Raw genomic sequence first — 20,114 nt, forward strand, 5'->3', positions numbered from 1 at the left:
AACCTTGCAAAGGTACGAAAAAACTAAATACAAAAACAATACCTTTATGCTTATTTTTTCCTATAATACGATTTAACCCTTATATTTCTTCAATTTTATACGAAAAGTCGTCCCTTTCCCCAGCTCCGAACTCTTCACGAAAATCTTTCCTCCTTGGAAGGACTCGATAATACGCTTTACCAAGGACAAGCCTAGTCCCCAGCCACGTTTCTTGGTCGTATACCCCGGATTGAAAACCGTCTTGAATTTTGATTTTGGGATACCTTTTCCGGTATCTGCCAAATCGATCAGCACGACCTTCTCTCTTTCCTCTACTTTTAGCGAAATCTCACCCTGCCCCTCCATGGCGTCCACCGCATTTTTCGTCAGGTTCTCGATTACCCAAGCGAACAGGGAATCATTCATTAAGACCAATATCGGCCGCTCCGGCAAATACGTATTAATTTTCACCTTCGAGGAAATACGGGTCTCCATATATCCCAAAGCCGCACGGATGGACTCCACGATATTTGTCGGAACCGGATCTGGATCTGAACCGATTTTAGAGAAACGCTCCGCTATCGTTTGTAAGCGTTTCACATCCTTATCCATCTCTGTCAATAGAGAAGGATCTATATCTTTCGTTCGCAAATATTCAACCCAAGCGATTAGCGAGGATATAGGCGTTCCTAATTGGTGAGCCGTCTCTTTCGATAACCCCACCCACACTTTATTCTGTTCTGCCTTCTTTGTACTAGCCAAGGCTAAAAAAGCGATTAATATAAAAACAAATACAACTGATAATTGCGCATAGGGATAAACAAGCAGTCGCTTTAAGATAATCGAATCATCGTAATATAAATATTGGTAAGTACCATCCTCCATGTCAATTACGATCGGAGGATTTTTGGTTCTCAGTTCCTTAACCTTATTCGTCATGAACTGCGCTACATTCTTTTCCGGAATCTCTATATTATTGTAAGAAACCACGCTATCCGTCTCGCTGCATAATATAACAGGAATAGAAGTATTCCCTTGGATGATTTTTAGGATAAGATTCATATTAAGGCTTGGATTCTCACTGGTCATGACCCGGGTTGCCTCACTCCAAACCTCGATCTTCTGACGCTCTTCTCGGGCCAGATCTTTAATCAAGAGATCCGAGACTACCACAGAAGCCATAGCGATCAATACAGCGGCAAAAATAAAGCCTAATTTCCATCTTTGACGAGAATCATATATGCTGCTCATAAATCAGAATCATTCGGTGAATTCTTAATATAACGGCAAGATACGAACTTTATTGTTCCCGATTCAGCAAACAATGAAATCTCACCCAATTGTTGAGACGTAGCGCACAGCGTCTCATCCCTTCAAATGGTAACTTAGAATACCGTCAGACGATACGAGACGCGGCACGCTAGGTCTCTACAACGGCTGGTGTATATACCAAAAAAAGGAGCCAATCTTTCGACTGACTCCTTTCACCTAAGACGGCGGCTACCTACTCTTCCACTGTTACGCAGTACCATCGGCGTGACGAGGCTTAACTTCTCTGTTCGGAATGGGAAGAGGTGGATCCCTCGTGCTATAGCCACCTTAATTTCATTATCAAGATTTTGACCGGACATCAATCCGAAGAGACCAGCTTCGCCTTATCGTCTTAAAATATATCAACCCTCACGTGAGGAAAGTCCCGGGCTATTAGTACCACTCGGCTCGGACGTCGCCGCCCTTACACCTGTGGCCTATCAAGGTCATCGTCTATAACCACCCTTCAGGGAGATCTAATCTTGAGGCCGGCTTCGTACTTAGATGCTTTCAGCACTTATCCGATCCGTACTTAGATACCCGGCGGTGCCCCTGGCGGGACAACCGGTAAACCAGTGGTACGTCCGACACGGTCCTCTCGTACTAGTGTCAGAGCCCCTCAAATCTCCTGCGCCCACGATAGATAGAGACCGAACTGTCTCACGACGTTCTGAACCCAGCTCGCGTGCCACTTTAATGGGCGAACAGCCCAACCCTTGGGACCTTCTCCAGCCCCAGGATGTGACGAGCCGACATCGAGGTGCCAAACCATTCCGTCGATATGAGCTCTTGGGAATGATCAGCCTGTTATCCCCGGAGTACCTTTTATCCTTTGAGCGATGGCCCTTCCATGCGGAACCACCGGATCACTATGCTCTAGTTTCCTACCTGATCGAGTTGTATCTCTCCCAGTCAAGCGCCCTTATGCCATTACACTCTACGACCGGTTACCAATCGGTCTGAGGGCACCTTTAGAAGCCTCCGTTACGCTTTTGGAGGCGACCACCCCAGTCAAACTACCCACCATACAGTGTCCTCCCGTCCGGGAGTTAGAACTCAAACAACCGAAGGGCCGTATTTCAACGGCGGCTCCAAGGATACTGGCGTACCCCCTTCAAAGCCTCCGGCCTATCCTACACATCGTCTGCCCAAATTCAATGTAAAGCTATAGTAAAGGTTCACGGGGTCTTTTCGTCCCATCGCGGGTAATCGGCATCTTCACCGATACTACAATTTCACCGAGCTCACGGTTGAGACAGTGTCCAGATCATTACACCATTCGTGCAGGTCGGAACTTACCCGACAAGGAATTTCGCTACCTTAGGACCGTTATAGTTACGGCCGCCGTTTACTGGGGCTTCAATTCAACGCTTCTCTCGCGATGACATCTCCTCTTAACCTTCCAGCACCGGGCAGGTGTCAGGCTGTATACGTCATGTTTCCATTTAGCACAGCCATGTGTTTTTGTTAAACAGTTGCCTGGACCTATTCTCTGCGCCTCGCCTTACGACGAGGACCCTTTATCCCGAAGTTACAGGGTCAATTTGCCTAGTTCCTTAACCGTGAGTCACTCGAGCGCCTCAGTATTCTCAACCCGACCACGTGTGTCCGTTTACGGTACGGGTGCCGCATGGATAAGTTTAGCGGATTTTCTTGGGAGCATGGTTACGTCCATATTACGTTGCGCAAGCGCTCCGTATACTCTCAGGTTCGACTCTCCCCGCGGATTTGCCTACGGGAATCAATATCTACACCCTTCAACCGGCTATTCCGTCAGCCGGCAGGACTGTCACTTCTCCGTCTCCACGTCACTCCATGAGGCAGTATGGGAATATTAACCCATTCTTCCATCGGCGTCGCCGTTCGGCTTTGCCTTAGGTCCCGACTCACCCTGATCCGATTAGCGTTGATCAGGAAACCTTGGTCTTTCGGCGGGGGGGTTTCTCGCCCCCCTTATCGTTACTCATACCTACATTTGCTTTTCCATGCGCTCCAACAAGGGTCATCCCTCATCTTCGACGCCGCATGGAATGCTCCCCTACCATGTCTTACGACATCCACGGCTTCGGCAGATCGTTTATGCCCGATTATTATCCACGCCAGATCGCTCGACTAGTGAGCTGTTACGCACTCTTTAAATGAATGGCTGCTTCCAAGCCAACATCCTAGCTGTCTCTGCGATCCGACCTCGTTAGTTCAACTCAACGATCATTTGGGGGCCTTAGCCGGTGGTCTGGATTCTTCTCCTCTCGGACACGGACCTTAGCACCCGCGCCCTCACTCCCTGTAAATATATATCGCGCATTCGGAGTTTATCTGGACTTGATAGGCGGTGAAGCCCTCGCATCCAATCAGTCGCTCTACCTCACGATATACTATAAAGAGGCTGCACCTAAATGCATTTCGGGGAGTACGAGCTATCTCCGAGTTTGATTAGCCTTTCACCCCTACCCTCAGCTCATTGGAAAGCTTTTCAACGCTTACCCATCCGGTCCTCCAGTTGGTGTTACCCAACCTTCAACCTGGCCAAGGGTAGATCACTCGGTTTCGCGTCTACCCCCCCCGACTGGCCGCCCTCTTCAGACTCGCTTTCGCTTCGGCTCCGTACCTTAGGTACTTAACCTTGCCGGGGAAGGTAACTCGTAGGTTCATTATGCAAAAGGCACGCCGTCACATATTGCTATGCTCCGACCGCTTGTAGGCAGACGGGTTCAGGGTCTATTTCACTCCCCTGCTCGGGGTTCTTTTCACCTTTCCCTCACGGTACTGGTTCGCTATCGGTCTCTCGGGAGTATTTAGCCTTACGGGATGGGCCCCGCTGTTTCACGCAAGATTTCTCGTGCCCCGCGCTACTCAGGATGCCACTAGGCTTCAATCGTCAGTCGTGTACGGGGTTTTCACCCTCTATGACCGCCTTTTCCAAGGCGTTCCACTTGACTCTATCTTGCCACGTCGTGGTCCTACAACCCCCGTGTCGCCTAGACGACATGGGTTTGGGCTCTTCCGTGTTCGCTCGCCACTACTTACGGAATCATTGTTTATTTTCTCCTCCTATGGGTACTTAGATGTTTCAGTTCCCCACGTTCGCCTCCCTTACGGGATGGCAGGCCTTCAGCCTGCCGGGTTGCCCCATTCGGATATCCCGGGATCAAGGGCTATTTGCGCCTCCCCCGGGCTTTTCGCAGCTTATCACGTCCTTCGTCGCCTCCGAGAGCCAAGGCATCCACCGTCTGCCCTTGCTTACTTTCTCTCACCTCGTACATACGTACGGGTTGATATATCTTAAGCTCGCTCTACTTGTTTCTTCTTTTTGATGTCCAATATGTCAAAGATCCTCTTTCCCTCGCGGGATGCGTGGAGAATAACGGATTCGAACCGTTGACCCTCTGCGTGCAAGGCAGATGCTCTAGCCAGCTGAGCTAATCCCCCTCATTCGGAGTAGTCCCAGGCAGAGTTGAACTGCCGACCTCTACATTATCAGTGTAGCGCTCTAACCAACTGAGCTATAGGACTGTCAACTTTGCCAAGACTTACGTCCCAGCGTCATCTTTCTCTCTCCGACCGGCCTTCCGGTCATTGATCTATATAATAAACATAATCTCAACAGCAGCACAAGGCGATCGATACCTCGTATGACCTCGGTACGGAATCCTAAAGCTCCAGAAAGGAGGTGTTCCAGCCGCACCTTCCGGTACGGCTACCTTGTTACGACTTAGCCCCAGTCACCAGTTTTACCCTAGGCCGATCCTTTCGGTTACGGACTTCAGGTACCCCCGGCTCCCATGGCTTGACGGGCGGTGTGTACAAGGCCCGGGAACGTATTCACCGCGCCATGGCTGATGCGCGATTACTAGCGAATCCAGCTTCACGGAGTCGGGTTGCAGACTCCGATCCGAACTGAGACGTGGTTTGGGGATTCGCTCCCTGTCGCCAGGTGGCTTCCCTTTGTCCACGCCATTGTAACACGTGTGTCGCCCCGGATGTAAGGGCCGTGCTGATTTGACGTCATCCCCGCCTTCCTCGCAGCTTACGCTGGCAGTCCCACCAGAGTCCTCAGCCTAACCTGTTAGTAACTAGTGGCAAGGGTTGCGCTCGTTATGGCACTTAAGCCGACACCTCACGGCACGAGCTGACGACAACCATGCAGCACCTCGCAAATCGCTATTGCTAGAGGCTCTGTTTCCAGAGCGGTCGAAATGCGTTCAAACCCGGGTAAGGTTCCTCGCGTATCATCGAATTAAACCACATGTTCCTCCGCTTGTGCGGGCCCCCGTCAATTCCTTTGAGTTTCACCGTTGCCGGCGTACTCCCCAGGTGGATCACTTAACGCTTTCGCTGTGCCGCTTACAGTGTATCGCAAACAGCTAGTGATCATCGTTTACTGCGTGGACTACCAGGGTATCTAATCCTGTTTGATCCCCACGCTTTCGTGCATCAGCGTCAGTCATGGCTTGGCAGGCTGCCTTCGCAATCGGGGTTCTGCGTGATATCTAAGCATTTCACCGCTACACCACGCATTCCGCCTGCCTCAAACATACTCAAGCCTCCCAGTTTCAACGGCAATTCTATGGTTGAGCCACAGACTTTCACCGCTGACTTAAAAGGCCGCCTACGCACCCTTTAAACCCAATAAATCCGGATAACGCTCGGATCCTCCGTATTACCGCGGCTGCTGGCACGGAGTTAGCCGATCCTTATTCATAAGGTACATACAAAACAGGACACGTCCCGCACTTTATTCCCTTATAAAAGAGGTTTACGATCCATAGAACCTTCATCCCTCACGCGACTTGGCTGGTTCAGGCTTACGCCCATTGACCAATATTCCTCACTGCTGCCTCCCGTAGGAGTTTGGTCCGTGTCTCAGTACCAATGTGGGGGACCTTCCTCTCAGAACCCCTATCCATCGTCGGTTTGGTGGGCCGTTACCCCGCCAACTGCCTAATGGAACGCATGCCTATCTATCAGCGATGAATCTTTAGCAAATATCCCCATGCGGGGCCCCTGCTTCATGCGGTATTAGTCCGACTTTCGCCGGGTTATCCCCCTCTGATAGGTAAGTTGCATACGCGTTACTCACCCGTGCGCCGGTCGCCACCCGGTATTGCTACCTGTGCTGCCCCTCGACTTGCATGTGTTAAGCCTGTCGCTAGCGTTCATCCTGAGCCAGGATCAAACTCTTCGTTGTTTAAATTGTTTTATGTCCTCGCTCCGGAATCCGTTATTGTAGTCCAAAGTCATACTTCTTTGACGGTATCAATCCGGAAAATTAATTTTCCTAATACTTGTACTACTTGTTGAATTATGTAAATCTCTCAAAGAACTCTTTTGTCGCTTTCGTTTTGCGAACGTGGCTGCAAAGATAAGGACTTTTATTTTAAACCTCCAAATTATTTCGGAACTTTTTTTCTAAAAGTTTGTTTCATCATTTTGGACCGGCGTTCTCTCTCGAATGCGGGTGCAAAAGTAGTGCTATAAAACATAACTACCAAACATTTTCAGTATTATTTTTCAAGTTTTTTTTCAAGACTTAACAAGTTATATAATGTACGTGTGATAAAGCCATACTACTCGATTCTCACCCTATTGGAGACATCCTGTTATAGAGACATAGCATGCCGCACTTCTACATGGAGGTATATTATGATTTATTGAGTGGCGATGTGATAATTTTCCATACAATAAGTGCGTGAATGATACAAAAATATAAATCACTGAACATTAACAGTTTAAAAACACGATTATGTTTTACCGGAAAGTCGTACATGTTTATGAGAAAAGTCGTACGTGTTTTCGAAAAAAGTCGTACGTGTTTTTCCGAAGTCACATAATAGAAAATAAGAGTAGATAAAAAATACACAATAAGCATAGCCCAATCTCAGGATTAACTTTTCTTTCAATCTTTTTCAGGAAACCGCCAAGACGTAATTATCTATGATAATCAAAAAACGATTTTAATTCTTATCACGAATCGAAACGAAGGTAATTTGCTAGAAAGAATTCAGACAATGAAATTATAAAGCAGAAAAACAAATTTATTCCTTACCTTTAGCACAAATAAAGCAAAAGACCATGATACACGTATTAATAAACACACTCGCAGAGAAAATGAACGAATTTCTTTCCAGCTATTATGAACGGGCAGAAATTATAGTGGAAGCCGGAAGTATTGATGCGACTCCAAATGAGGATCAATCGGATAAAATCATACTTTCTATCGTGAATATAGAGCGAGAGACAGCAATGGGAATCTCTGCCCCCTATAGGAACACAAAAAATAACACATTCCAACAAACATCTCCACCATGGTACTTGAATATATATATTATGGTTGCCGCTGTTTTTTCATCTAAAAGATACTTAGAATCTATACAAATATTATCGGATTCAATCTCCTTCTTACAACAAAATTCCATTCTTAAATTACCAGACCAAGGTACCATAACGCTCGAGCCCGTAACAATTAGTATACAAGAGCTCAGCAATATATGGAGTATATTAGGAGGGCATTATTATCCATCAATCCTATGTAAAGCACGAATCATATCTTTTGACGGAACAGAAATCAAGGATATAAAACAACGAATATCAAGTCAAAAAATAAATTAGAAATAATGTTATCAAACATATAGCATTTAATATCATGCCATATTCTTTTTATCTACTTTTGGAATATTATAACGATAAAACAAACCAATGATGAAATTTGACTTTTTAATTAACATTATATTTAGCCATGAATATTATAATGAATGTATTCCTTCTGAAATCTTCGAAATAGAACCCAGGAGAACGAATAGAGTCGTATTAGGAGGACCTAAATATCCTTTTAGGCAAACGGGTCGAAATCAATATGCACTAATTGGAGATCGAGAAGAGCTTCTTGATCACCTTTCAACCTCCCCGGATGGTCTCAACCTTGAGTTTCAAGCACATTCAAAAGATCCGAATTTTTTACTGTATACACAATCCCTGCTACCGGAAGAGCTAAATGATTCAGATATACAATTAAGTGTTATCGATAACCGACTGAATCGGCTCAATGTGATCATTCATGTTACCAAAGAATTATTAAAAACGAAATGCCCAATACAGAAAGAAATCCATTATCACACAAAAGAAGCCTATTGGGATTTTATCTTGATACCTCGTAATCCAGAAAATGCGTCAATGGATATTTTTATGGAGGATAATGGACCGGAAAATATTAGCTTCAAGAATCCCGAGCAAATCCGTTTCATGGATAAGGACGTTTTTCGTATCAGCACAGAATATCCGATAAAGATTAAGGAAGAGTCTTATTACCAAAGAAGATCAGATATCACGATTTACGAGAAAAGAGAATATGCTAAAAGAATGCTATTAAGGCATGTTCCTGTTCCCTCTTTGGGACGTTTTCTTATAAAGGAATTACAATCTACCGAGAATTCTATTATACAAATTCTTTATATCTAAATCCTTAAAAAAATAACGTATGGCACAAATGAAAACCCCTGGCGTTTATATCATAGAGAAAAACGCTTTTCCTAATTCAGTCGTAGAAGTCGCTACCGCCATCCCTGCCTTTATCGGGCATACCCAATTCGCACGGGACGGTAACAAGGATTTGACCGGTATCCCTTTCCGTATATCTTCTATGGCTGAGTTCCATTCGTTCTTCGGTTTCGCTCCCACCTTGCGATTCGGAATTCGTCCGGAAGATTCCGAGAGTGAGGACACCACCAATGACATAAACGTATTATTCCCCGACGGAAGTTGCCAGCTTACTTTGCCAAAAACGTTCTATGCTTTATATTATAATATGTTGTTGTTCTACGCTAACGGTGGAGGACCGTGCTATATCGTCTCCGTAGGAGATTATGAGCATGACTTTAAAAGCATAGACTTTACAAATGCGCTCTTAGCCTTAAAAAAAGAACAGGAGCCCACGTTGGTCGTCGTTCCGGAAGCCGTATATATGGAGGAAGGCGATTGTTACAAAGTTCAAACTGCCGCTTTGATGCACTGTGGTAACGATATGAAAAATCGCTTTGCCATATTAGATGTTTTCAACGGATACAAAGATGAAAACGGTGCGGTTATCAAAAGTTTCCGGGAAAATATAGGTAGCAATTTCCTTGCGTACTGTGCCTCCTATTATCCATGGATAAATACATCTATCGTCACCGAGAAAGATATCACTTTTTATAATATAGAAAAGGATAGTTTAGAGAAATTGGAGGAACTGATCTTGAACGAATTCTCAAAGAAGTCCGGTGTAACGAATGAGGCTGTCAATGAACTTATGGACAAGTTCAAGCTTTTGCTTACCATGAAAGAGGACGAGGCGGAACGTTTCCATACCTTATTATACCAAGTCAGTTCCGTATACCGCTCCATTTTGAGAGAGATTCGCTTGAGGATCAATTTACTTCCGCCTTCAGCTTCGATGGCCGGTCTTTATACTATGGTAGATAACACCCGGGGAGTATGGAAAGCCCCTGCGAATATTTCCATCAATAACGTAGTCACACCCGCACTCTCGATCACAAATGCCGAGCAAGAAGATCTGAACGTACCGATGAACGGAAAAGCCGTAAACGCAATCCGTAGCTTCCCCGGTGAAGGAATCAAGGTTTGGGGTGCCCGCACGATGGATGGTAACTCGTTAGACTGGCGTTATATTAACGTAAGACGTACGATGATCTTCCTAGAGGAATCAATCAAGAACGCCGCCCGTGCCTATGTATTCGAACCGAATGTAGCAAATACATGGGTAAATATGCGTAGTATGATAGACGGATTCTTACGGGGCGTATGGAAACGAGGTGGATTAGCAGGAACTTCCCCCGAAGACGCATATAGCATTCATATCGGATTGGGAGACACGATGACTCCCGAGGATATTCTGGAAGGTATCCTCAGGATATCTGTATTCGTGGCTATTACCAGACCTGCGGAATTTATCGAGATCACATTCCAACAACAAATGCAAAAAAGCTGATAATTTAAGAATTAAAACCTATTAAAGAAATACGAATATGGCAGGAGAAGCACAAGATAATGTATGACCGTTACCCAGTTTTTATTTTAAGGTAGAATTAGGTAGCCTCGGGGAAATCGCTTTTAAAGAGGTATCTGGTCTGGATATGGAAGCCCAAGTAATTGAGTACCGACATGGTAATAGCCCGGTTTTCTCAAATATCAAGATGCCGGGACTGAAGAAGACGAGCAATGTCAGTCTAAAGAAAGGGGTTTTCAAAGCGGATAACAAATTATTCGATTGGTTTAACAAGATAAAAATGAACACAATACAGCGAGAAGATGTAACAATCAGCTTACTGGATGAAGCAGGAAGCCCTACGATGGTTTGGAAATTATCGAACGCATGGCCGACTAAGGTTACCGGTGTCAGCTTAAAATCCGATGGAAACGAGGCCGCCATCGAAACCTTAGATTTAGCGCATGAAGGATTGACCATAGAAAACGCTTAATGCTAAGGTTTGATCATATTGTCCCTCCTCCGGTAGCGTTTTATTTCAACGTGACTTTCGAAGGATTGATCGAGACCTCTTTCCAAGAGGTCTCGGGACTACAACTTGAAATGGAGACGGAAACGATTAAAGAAGGGGGAGAAAACAGTTTCAGCTATCAGGTGCCTACCCGACGAAAGCACGGTAACCTTGTGTTGAAACGTTCTTTAATGCCTTTGCCTCATGTGCTAGAGACATATGTGGTTAAAGTATTGGAAAATAATGGAAGTGCCCAGATCGTTCCCGTCAATTTAACTATATCATTGCTGGATGCCGGGCATTTTCCCCTAAATAATTGGTCTGTGCTCAATGCTTACCCTGTAAAATGGGACATTAGCGCATTGAATTCCCAAAAGAATGAGTTGGTGATTGAAACATTGGAGATGGCTTATACTAATTTGATCCGTATGTCGATAAGAGATACAGAAGATACGAAAAAAGAACAATTTAAGCAATGGCTATAACTATAAAAGAAATCCAAGTGTCCGCAAAAGTGACACAACAGAAAAAGGAACCCGACCTCCCTCTCTCCCGTGATTTGATACAACAAATCAAAGAGGAGATAATTCGTGAGGCCAAGAAAGATTTGTCTAACCTTTTTTCTTGTAGAAAGGAGCGGTAAAACATGAACCAAAAGTTGATCATCGAGGCATATAAATCAATTGAATACAAAGGTGGCGAGAAATTGGGTAATATCACCGTCCAAATCAATCCGGATAGCTATAAGTTAAGCAAATCTACCTCCTATAAGAAAGACGAAAGCATAAAAGAGGATAAGCAACTACCGGAGTATAAACACACCAACCCCTCCACTCTCTCTTTTGATATACACTTCGATGGTACCGGTATTATCCCGACGGGGAAAAAAACCGTGACAGAAAGGATCAAGGATTTGGAGAATATCATTTTTCTACCTAGCGCAGAGATCGATCCACCCAGCCCTTGCTTCCTTAAAGTAATTTGGGGGAGTCTCATTTTCAAGGGGAGATTAACCAGCCTAAATTGGGATTACACCTTATTCTCGCCCAATGGCAATCCTTTACGAGCTAAAGGCTCCTTGTCACTAACAGAGGCGATTAGTAGTAGAGAGACACAAGCAAAAAAGAAAAATCAAAAAGCTGAGGGTAAATTCGTTACTTTTAAACAAGGAGACAGTCTAATCGGGTTATGCGCAAAAGAATATAAAAATTCTGGTTACGCTCCAATGATTGCCTCCATTAATAACCTAATCAGCTTTAGAGATATAAAACCCGGAACTCAATTATGGTTCCCTAAAATATAATGAATATGGATAATTCATTTATAATCAAACTATTCCTAAATGGTAAAGATGTAACGGAGCAATACTCCGTAATCAATGCAAAAATATACAGAGCATGTAATAAGATCGATAAAGCAACGATCTCCATCAGCGCTGATATTATCGACAACAGCCAATTTGAAATACCAGACAACAAAATATTCAATCCGGGTACGGAGCTTAAGTTTCAAGCGGGTCCAACAGATAAGGTCAGCACCTTATTTGAGGGATGCGTTACAACCCATCAGTTAAAAATCAATAGCGAACAACAAACTCTATTTGTTTTAGAATGTAGGGGGTTCGCATATCCTGCAACCTTTGGACGTAAAAATAATGTATATGAAAATAGTAAAGATGATGCCGTTATCAAGAAGATTCTGGGACAATACGGGCTTTCTGCCAAAGTAGATAGTACCGGTATAGAAATTCCACAACTGGTACAATATTATTGTACAGATTGGGATTTTGTACTCACACGAGCACAAAATAACGGATTAGTCGTTATCACTGACGGTAAACAAGTCAAGGTATGTAAACCGAATGTATCTGCCTCCCCGGTCTTAACCATCACCTATGGAGATAATTTAATCGCTTTCGATGGTTCTATATCCGCTTCCGAGCAATACACAGATACAAAAGCCTGCGCTTGGGACGTGAGCCGTCAACAAATTATCAAAGCCACCGCCAGCAAACCTTCTCTCAATGCCCAAGGCGATATCGCCGCAAAGGATCTATCCGGTCTGGCAAATGAAGTGATGCTTTATCAAACCAACGCTCCCATCGGCGACGCTTCTTTACATGCTTGGGCCGATGCGCAAGCTTTATGGAGCGGTCTGGCACGTTTTCAAGGCTCCATCACAATTTACGGGAATGCGTCTATTATTCCGGGCTGTATTATCAAATTAGAAGGATTAAGCAAACATTATAGTGGAAACGCATTTGTTCAATCAGTAGAACATACACTACAAGGAGGCGAATGGAAGACACAAGTCTATATGGGTTTCAATCCGGTAGTCATTACCGAAGAGCCCGATGTAGTGGCTCCCGCAGCTAGTGGTTTCTTGCCCGGCATACGAGGATTACAAATAGGGATCGTTAAAAAGATCGGAGATAATAAAGATTTCGAGAATTTTATATTAGTCGATATACCCTTGTTACAATGTGAGAAGACGGAGATATGGGCTCGGCCGGTCAGTCCGTACGCAAGCAATGGGGTCGGCATGTTATTTCTACCGGAAGTCGATGATGAGGTAGTCCTGCAATTCATCAATGAGGACCCCTGCCACCCTGTGATTATCGGAAGTTTGTACAGTCGCAAACGAAAAACGCCGGTTTCTTTAGATCCAAAAAATAATTTAAAGACAATTGTTACAAAAAACCAGTTGAAAATTACTTTGGACGATGATAAAAAGATTATCACAATAGGGACTCCCGGAGAGAACACGCTCATATTGGATGATGACAAAAAGCAAATTCTGTTATCCGATGCTAATAAGAACAAGGTCTGTATGGATAAAAACGGAATTATGGTAGAATCCGGCAAAGATCTCATATTTAAGGCAAGAGGGAATGTCAAGACAGAAGGAATGGGTATCGAATCCAAGTCTAAGCAAGATACCAAGATAAATGGCTTGAATATCGAGGTTTCCGCACAAATGGGAGTTAAAGTAAAAGGGTCTGCCACCGCCGAAATATCCGCATCCGGCCAAACCGTTGTAAAAGGAGGCGTTGTAATGATTAATTAAATCGAATGATTTATGCAGAACAAAAATAGTTTTTTAGGTAAAGGATGGGCATTCCCCCCAGAATTCAGCCATAATGATAATCCCACCCGCATGTCTAATTATGAAGAAGACATCCGGCAAAGCTTGATCATCCTTCTCTCCACTCGCACAGGGGAGCGAATACATCGTCCGGATTACGGTACGGAACTATATCGTTATCAGTTTGAACAATTAGATCTTACCATGGAGACCATGATTAAAAGCGCTATCGAGAAAGCTGTTCTCTTATACGAGCCTAGAGTCTCGCTTGATCGCATAGAAATTAATAAGGCTTCGATTCAAGATGGCATTCTGATTATCGAACTTTATTATACGATACGTATGAATAATGTCCAACAAGAATTGACCTATCCTATCTATTTTGATTCTAACCGATGAATAAACAATGGAATAAAGATGGATTGACAAGAAAAAAATTGGAGAATGATTTCCGGATACATGAGCCTTTTCAAGTACTCGAGAAAAATCTCTCCAATTTATTGGCTCGTGCCTTTTCGAAATCATCCTTTTTATATCATTACCAATCCTTAGCCATACTCAATGAGATCAAGCAAACAGATACAATCGGGATCGAACAGAGTTTCATTTTGTGGCAAAATGAGAACTCACCGGAAAGTAACAGAGAAATCACCTATCTAAGAAACGCTCTATACCATAAGTTCTCTGATTGGTATCAAAGATTGAATCATCGGATCTTTAGAGATTCCATGTCCGATTTATTTCTGGATATGGAGAAATATAACCAGAGACTTCAGCTAATAACCCTATCCAATCCTAAAACGGTTCGTAGAAGTCTCTACCTATTATTACGTATCCTCCGTAATTTACAAAACAAACGAGAGATTTACATCCAAGAAATCGCTAAAAGCGGAGAGACCGATCCCTCATTAGCTGTTTTAATCGCTTTCTTGAAAAACTATCAATATCTGGTAGATCAGTTCAATAAACGCTGGGAAGCTTATCCGTTATTTTATGTCAACCAAATATTGAAGGAATCTCCCCAAAAAGCGATTATTCCTTCCGCTTGGTTTATCGCCGTGAAGAATAATACCGCACAGCAAGCCCAGTTACCCAAAGGTACAGGTATTATAACACAGGTACCATTTCCTGCGCAAGATATCCAATTTTGTTATCGTACGGACGAAGATTATTCGGTCAATGACATGAAAATAACGAGTATACATTCGTTACTATTGGAAAAAGATCCGAAAAAATATCCAGCGAGCCGATTAGGCTTCGTTACGTCCATCTGGCAAAAACAGTTGAATGACAGGATCGGAAACGTTCCTTCTAAGAAGCCCAATCTGGACTCAGAGCTAATCTTTGAGAACCAATCCTCTATACAAGCCGGACTGATGATCGAATCTCCCATGTTATTACTTCGGGAAGGACATCGGGATATACATATCACATTCGGATTAGAAGAAGACTCCATATCATATTTCAAAGAATTAATCGCTACCACGGAACAATCTTCCCACGAAACCGGGCGTGTATTAAACGACGCTTTCCTATTGGAGTTAAGCACAGAGAAAGGTTGGGCCCCGATATACGCCTACACCTTGACATTCATCAACGAAAACTCCTTTTATCTGAAATTCGTCCTTAATGAGAAATTCGACCCTACAACACCTTGCTCTGAAGCTCATGGTTGCCAAACACGGAACCCAGCGCTCCGTATATTGATGAACACGGATGCTTGGTTATTCCCCTACTCTTGGGTACACCGTATTTTTATTACTAGCTTAAAGATAAAGGTACATGTATCCGGCATGTCATCCTTGAAAATCTATAATCCTCTGGGAGAAGTAGACGCAAGCGTACATTTCCCTTTATTCGGGTTAGAAGCTCAAAAAGGCTCATGGTTCGCATTCGGTAATTATGAGATAGCGATCAAGCCTATCCAATCCATGGGTATTACTTTGCAATGGGCGGATCTACCTTATTCGGAAGGAGGTTTCTATGATTTGTATCAAGCATATAAGACACCTATCGATAATACCACCTTCAAAATTGAATGGGAAAAACTAACAGACCAGAAATGGGTAAAATTACCGGGAAGTACATCTTGTCTTTTCAATACGAAAAACAAGCATACTTCCCCTAGGGGAAAGCTCTCGGAGTACAGCGAGATCGTTTACGACAAACCGTTCAAAAACATTACGGTCTCCACGGAAGAAGAGCAATATCAATATACGAAAACCCAGCAAGGCTTCTTCAGGATTAGACTCACAGATCCGAACGGCGGATTTGGGCAGACGGAGTACCGGATGCTCTTTGCGGATATCATGATAAGAAACAGCCATACCCGTAAACAGACCCCGGTGCCCAAACCTCCTTACAACCCTATGATTGAAAGTATAGGTATCGGTTATAGCGCCGAGGAAGAATACTTTTTCAATGGCGATACCCCAAGAGATAGATGCCGTATCTATCATATCCATCCATTGAGGCAAAAGGAATTACATGAAATCGATCTACGTCATCCGTTCCCAATGGTGGAAGTTCCCACAGAAGATGGGATTATTCTATTCGGTATTGGTAACTCGATCGGTAACGACCAGATCCGTTTATTCTTCGAGATGGCTGCCTTGAAACGGGAAATCGGAAAAGAATATCTTCCTTGCGTACAATGGTCTTTCTTCAACGGCAAGCAATGGGAGTTTATCAAACCGGGTAATTTACTTTCCGATACAACCGGGAATCTGTTGAATACAGGTTTGGTAGACGTCCTGCTTCCCTCACCTATTAGCGAGGAAATGCTAGACATAAATGGAGATTTCTGGCTTTCGGCAAAAGTATCTTGCCACACGCAAAATTGTTCATCCATACGAAATGTCTATCTAAACCCAGTGAAAGCCCGGTTAGAAATCCCCGAAGAAATGGAAGCCCTGATCAGTGAGGAACTCGAAAGCTTCACGGGACTCGTTTCTTTCGAGAAAAGTATGCCGGGACTTACGGATATTTACCAGATCATACCCGCTAAAGGAGGACGTTCGCCGGAAACGCCAGAGGATATGCGGCTCCGGATCACCCAAGAGATGTCCCATCGGAACCGGGCTGTATTGCCTAGGGATTACGAGCAAATAACATTGGCTCAGTTCCCCGAAGTCGAAAAAGTACTTTGCTTGCCCGGAATAGACAGTAAAGCTCAAAACAGGAGCCCGATCGTAACATTGGTCGTGATGCAAAAGGAGAAAGATAAAAAGATCTTGCCTTTATGCGAACATAGGCTACTCATGCGAATCGAAGATTATATAGGTGACAAAACAAGTCCGTTCATTACCGTTGACGCTATCACTCCGGTCTACGAGGAAGTAACCGTTTGCTGTAACCTCCGGATAAAGCCCGGATATCCCGTAGGAGATATACTCCGCCAGACAGAGGCACGCATTAATAATTGTATCGCGCCTTGGCGAGATAAGGAAGAGATCCCGGTATTTGGGCTTTCGTTCTCATCGACAGATCTTTATAACTCCATACGAGAGTGTGAAGCCATCGTGGACATTGATATATTAAGCGTAGCGCATGTCGTATATACGGCAAAAGACCAACAAAAGAGCTATTATCTAAACCGCTACCCGGAAGAGGCAAGGCAAAATTTCAACGTTAGCCCTTCCCAACCTTGGTGCATATTAGTTCCTTCTGATAGGCATTTGCTATATATTGACCAAAAAGACGAACTACTGGAACAACTCGGACTCGGATATTTAGGAGTTGGAAGTAATTTTATTATTAACAAATAAAACAAACCGGATATGCCTCGTACAAACAGAAATACACTAAAAGAATACTTTAAGCGCGGAAGTATGCCCAACCAAAAGCATTTCTACGAATTAATCGATTCCATGGTCAATATTTCCGACGACGGGATCGATAAAAATCCGGATGATGGCTTACGGTTAGCTCCTTCCAAGGAAAACAGTCCCGTCATCAGCTTATTCACGAACATACAAGACAATATTCCAGAGTGGAAAATATACCTAGGTAACAATAGCCAACTCCATATCATACGTCAAGGGCAAGATGAACCGATACTATCGCTTCATCCAAACGGTCGCATCGAGATGAACCAACCCGGTATGGATATACGTATCAACGGCAGTCTTTCCGCAACCCGCTTCGACGGTGCGATACGGGGTAAATTTCCCGCAGATGGCGAATGGCATACCCTGCAAATACCAACGGAAGGATGTCGTGCCTACCGCATCATGGCTGGATGCGGTAAGTTAAAAAGCGGACAATACGCATTAGTGGAAGCCACGGCTATCCATTGTTACGGAAAACATCGAAAAATCCGTACGAATCAATCCTGGTTCGGTTCCTTTTTTAACAAGATCAAATTCCGTTGGTACGGCCCCGGACAAAAATGCAAGTTGCAAATACGTAGCGGACGGGATTATGGAGACAACATCTTTGTTTGTTTCCAGATAACCGATTTATGGAAAGATTACCGGATGGACGCCTCCGACCGGAGAAACACCTTTAATCAAGAATAGCCATGGATGATCTGCCCAACCTGCAAGAGCTAAAAAAGGAGGAATCCATATTCGATAGCCTCCAAAAGAATGCCTTGGAAACAATCCGGGAGCTTTCAGGGCAACTGTGGACAGACCATGCCCCACACGACCCGGGAATCACGACTCTGGACATCTTAAATTACGCCTTAAGCGAATTGGATTACCAAATGAGTTTCCCATTAGAACAATATCTCACCGGATCGGATAATCGTTTCAATCCGGAGGATTACGGCTTGTTCAGTCCTGAACGGGTTTCCGGGATGGCCCCTGTGACACCCAAAGATTACCGAGACCATTTTTTAGATCAATTAGATAACACTGACTTCTTAGTTAACTTATCGGACATACAAATCCATCCCTATAGATCCAATGATCAGATCTGTCACGGATGGTTCGACATATTTATAGAACTCTCGTCCTTTATCTCAGAAGATCAACACAAACAGGAAGAAAAGAAAATCAAGGAAAAGATTAAGAAACTATATCACGCAAACCGGAATTTAGGTGAACACCTACACGCAATCCATTTCGTAAGAAGGAAACCTTTATTACTCATTGGAAATATCGATATAGACGGTAGCATCTCTCCGGAAAAAACCTTGATCGCCATTTATACGGAGGCGATTCAATTATTCGCACCGGGAAGTCATTATACAGGTAGCGCACTTCCCATATACAAGCTTTTCAAAGGGATCAAGCAGATACAAGGGGTTCTATCGATACACTCTTTGGAATTTCAAGGTTTTGAAGAGGGTGAATACGCCTATACATTGGCATTATCTTCCCCTGAGCAAATCAAGATACGACTTTACCAAAACCAACAAGCGGTAGAGATTAATGCCACAAAAGTATTGAATCGTTTGCATTCGCGGAATAATATCAACCATGCAATACGAGAACAGAAAAAACAAGCCAAATCGATCCTCATGGACAGTCGCCATATTCATCTGAATGATTATAGCGTCACAAATGATTTCCCAATTTGCTACAAGGACTCGTTTACCGATTCATTCAAGGCATATCTTTCTATATTCGACCATCTCTTTTCGGAGGGACATGAAGAAATGAATCATCTAAAAGATTGGATGGCCTTAAATATGGAAACACCCGGTTCCGCTTCTATGGAACAAAACAAAGATCTGCTATTGGATACGTTGGATAAAATCTACGGAGAAAATAGCAACCAGCCTTTTCTCCGCTACTCCCATAAAGAGATAAACCGTCAACGAAGAGTCCGGTTCCTGCGACAACTACCGGAACTTATCCGGGACCGGTATCTGGGCTGTAATCTATTCGACGCAGACTCCCTTTCCGGATTGGAAAGATATCTCTATTCCATACTCGGATGGGAAGATGCGGAAGAGCAAATTTTCATTCTGGAAAACATACTCCTGCATTCACCGGAGGCGACTGATCATTCAGTCCCCTCCCGGGAATTTACCTTAACGGCAATCCTCTCGCAAACAGAACGTACGCAGCAACGGCCGGATTTTCAGCTTCGTCTTGAAGAATTCTTGCGAGAGAAGATACCGGCACATCTACGATTCACGGTTCATTGGCTTCCTCCGAAAGAGCTAGCCCTATTTGTCAAGGACTATAAGGCATGGAGAAAAGCTTGGGCCGATAATGACAACAAAGAGATTGGCCGCACCGGAGAAATCTTAAAGAATAATCTGATACGAATAAATATCGAACTTTAAATTTACCC

Annotated in this window: 11 protein-coding genes, 2 tRNA genes, 3 rRNA genes and 1 pseudogene; 11 read left to right on the plus strand and 6 right to left on the minus strand. The window is 43.9% G+C overall.

The genetic code is table 11. The features are described from left to right. Positions 1-72: 72 nt before the first annotated feature. The 6 genes from ACYIA1_RS13170 to ACYIA1_RS13195 form a co-directional block, all read right to left on the minus strand. The gene (locus ACYIA1_RS13170; RefSeq protein ID WP_005853831.1) at positions 73-1,230 is read right to left on the minus strand and encodes a sensor histidine kinase; all 1,158 of its coding nucleotides are present in this window, start codon (positions 1,228-1,230) and stop codon (positions 73-75) included. A gap of 240 nt (positions 1,231-1,470) precedes the next feature. Further along, a 5S ribosomal RNA gene (gene rrf, locus ACYIA1_RS13175) occupies positions 1,471-1,581 on the minus strand. An 83-nt stretch (positions 1,582-1,664) separates the two neighbouring features. Beyond that, positions 1,665-4,540 (minus strand): 23S ribosomal RNA (locus ACYIA1_RS13180). A 105-nt stretch (positions 4,541-4,645) separates the two neighbouring features. Then, positions 4,646-4,719 (minus strand) — tRNA-Ala (locus ACYIA1_RS13185). 10 nt (positions 4,720-4,729) lie between these two features. After that, positions 4,730-4,803, minus strand: a tRNA-Ile gene (locus ACYIA1_RS13190). Positions 4,804-4,953: 150 nt separating this feature from the next. Further along, positions 4,954-6,478: ribosomal RNA gene (locus tag ACYIA1_RS13195) — 16S ribosomal RNA — on the minus strand. Together the 16S, 23S and 5S rRNA genes with 2 tRNA genes alongside form the textbook arrangement of a ribosomal RNA operon. Positions 6,479-7,362: 884 nt before the next feature. On the opposite strand from ACYIA1_RS13195, the gene ACYIA1_RS13200 reads away from it, so the two are divergent. From ACYIA1_RS13200 to ACYIA1_RS13250, 11 genes and pseudogenes are all read left to right on the plus strand, one after another. Continuing rightward, a complete protein-coding gene (locus tag ACYIA1_RS13200) occupies positions 7,363-7,899 on the plus strand; it encodes a Pvc16 family protein (protein WP_005867039.1) in 537 nt (178 codons plus the stop codon). Between the two features lie 90 nt (positions 7,900-7,989). Continuing rightward, a complete protein-coding gene (locus ACYIA1_RS13205; RefSeq protein ID WP_005867037.1) occupies positions 7,990-8,745 on the plus strand; it encodes a hypothetical protein in 756 nt (251 codons plus the stop codon). A 19-nt stretch (positions 8,746-8,764) separates the two neighbouring features. Next, positions 8,765-10,273, plus strand: a complete 1,509-nt coding sequence (locus tag ACYIA1_RS13210) for a phage tail sheath family protein (protein WP_005867035.1) — start codon at positions 8,765-8,767, stop codon at positions 10,271-10,273. Between the two features lie 37 nt (positions 10,274-10,310). Continuing rightward, positions 10,311-10,763, plus strand: a pseudogene (locus ACYIA1_RS13215) (phage tail protein). After that, entirely contained in the window at positions 10,763-11,266 is a 504-nt protein-coding gene (locus ACYIA1_RS13220; protein WP_005861439.1) for a phage tail protein, read from the plus strand. Before ACYIA1_RS13215 ends, ACYIA1_RS13220 begins: the two are co-directional and overlap by 1 nt. A 161-nt stretch (positions 11,267-11,427) precedes the next feature. Next, positions 11,428-12,084: a CIS tube protein gene (locus ACYIA1_RS13225; RefSeq protein ID WP_005867031.1), complete on the plus strand. Its 657-nt coding sequence runs from the start codon at positions 11,428-11,430 to the stop codon at positions 12,082-12,084. Next, entirely contained in the window at positions 12,084-13,847 is a 1,764-nt protein-coding gene (gene vgrG / locus ACYIA1_RS13230; RefSeq protein WP_480335478.1) for a type VI secretion system tip protein VgrG, read from the plus strand. The genes ACYIA1_RS13225 and vgrG overlap by 1 nt, the downstream gene beginning before the upstream one ends. A gap of 12 nt (positions 13,848-13,859) precedes the next feature. Beyond that, positions 13,860-14,264 carry a GPW/gp25 family protein gene (locus tag ACYIA1_RS13235; protein WP_005867028.1) on the plus strand — a complete coding sequence of 135 codons (405 nt, stop codon included), beginning with the start codon at positions 13,860-13,862 and terminating at the stop codon, positions 14,262-14,264. After that, positions 14,261-17,632 carry a baseplate J/gp47 family protein gene (locus ACYIA1_RS13240; RefSeq protein ID WP_048927986.1) on the plus strand — a complete coding sequence of 1,124 codons (3,372 nt, stop codon included), beginning with the start codon at positions 14,261-14,263 and terminating at the stop codon, positions 17,630-17,632. Before ACYIA1_RS13235 ends, ACYIA1_RS13240 begins: the two co-directional genes overlap by 4 nt. A 12-nt stretch (positions 17,633-17,644) precedes the next feature. After that, complete coding sequence (locus ACYIA1_RS13245) at positions 17,645-18,385, plus strand: thioredoxin domain-containing protein (protein WP_005861427.1); 741 nt, start codon at positions 17,645-17,647, stop codon at positions 18,383-18,385. Positions 18,386-18,387: 2 nt separating this feature from the next. Beyond that, entirely contained in the window at positions 18,388-20,106 is a 1,719-nt protein-coding gene (locus ACYIA1_RS13250) for a hypothetical protein (RefSeq protein ID WP_057325979.1), read from the plus strand. Positions 20,107-20,114: the final 8 nt, after the last annotated feature.

Source organism: Parabacteroides sp. KHUB-02, from assembly GCF_056640955.1.

Bases quoted from the DNA above. Each gene is read 5' to 3' on its own strand.
- ACYIA1_RS13170 (WP_005853831.1), bottom strand. From the start codon at position 1,230: ATGAGCAGCATATATGATTCTCGTCAAAGATGGAAATTAGGCTTTATT.
- ACYIA1_RS13200 (WP_005867039.1), top strand. From the start codon at position 7,363: ATGATACACGTATTAATAAACACACTCGCAGAGAAAATGAACGAATTT.
- ACYIA1_RS13205 (WP_005867037.1), top strand. From the start codon at position 7,990: ATGAAATTTGACTTTTTAATTAACATTATATTTAGCCATGAATATTAT.
- ACYIA1_RS13210 (WP_005867035.1), top strand. From the start codon at position 8,765: ATGGCACAAATGAAAACCCCTGGCGTTTATATCATAGAGAAAAACGCT.
- ACYIA1_RS13220 (WP_005861439.1), top strand. From the start codon at position 10,763: ATGCTAAGGTTTGATCATATTGTCCCTCCTCCGGTAGCGTTTTATTTC.
- ACYIA1_RS13225 (WP_005867031.1), top strand. From the start codon at position 11,428: ATGAACCAAAAGTTGATCATCGAGGCATATAAATCAATTGAATACAAA.
- vgrG (WP_480335478.1), top strand. From the start codon at position 12,084: ATGAATATGGATAATTCATTTATAATCAAACTATTCCTAAATGGTAAA.
- ACYIA1_RS13235 (WP_005867028.1), top strand. From the start codon at position 13,860: ATGCAGAACAAAAATAGTTTTTTAGGTAAAGGATGGGCATTCCCCCCA.
- ACYIA1_RS13240 (WP_048927986.1), top strand. From the start codon at position 14,261: ATGAATAAACAATGGAATAAAGATGGATTGACAAGAAAAAAATTGGAG.
- ACYIA1_RS13245 (WP_005861427.1), top strand. From the start codon at position 17,645: ATGCCTCGTACAAACAGAAATACACTAAAAGAATACTTTAAGCGCGGA.
- ACYIA1_RS13250 (WP_057325979.1), top strand. From the start codon at position 18,388: ATGGATGATCTGCCCAACCTGCAAGAGCTAAAAAAGGAGGAATCCATA.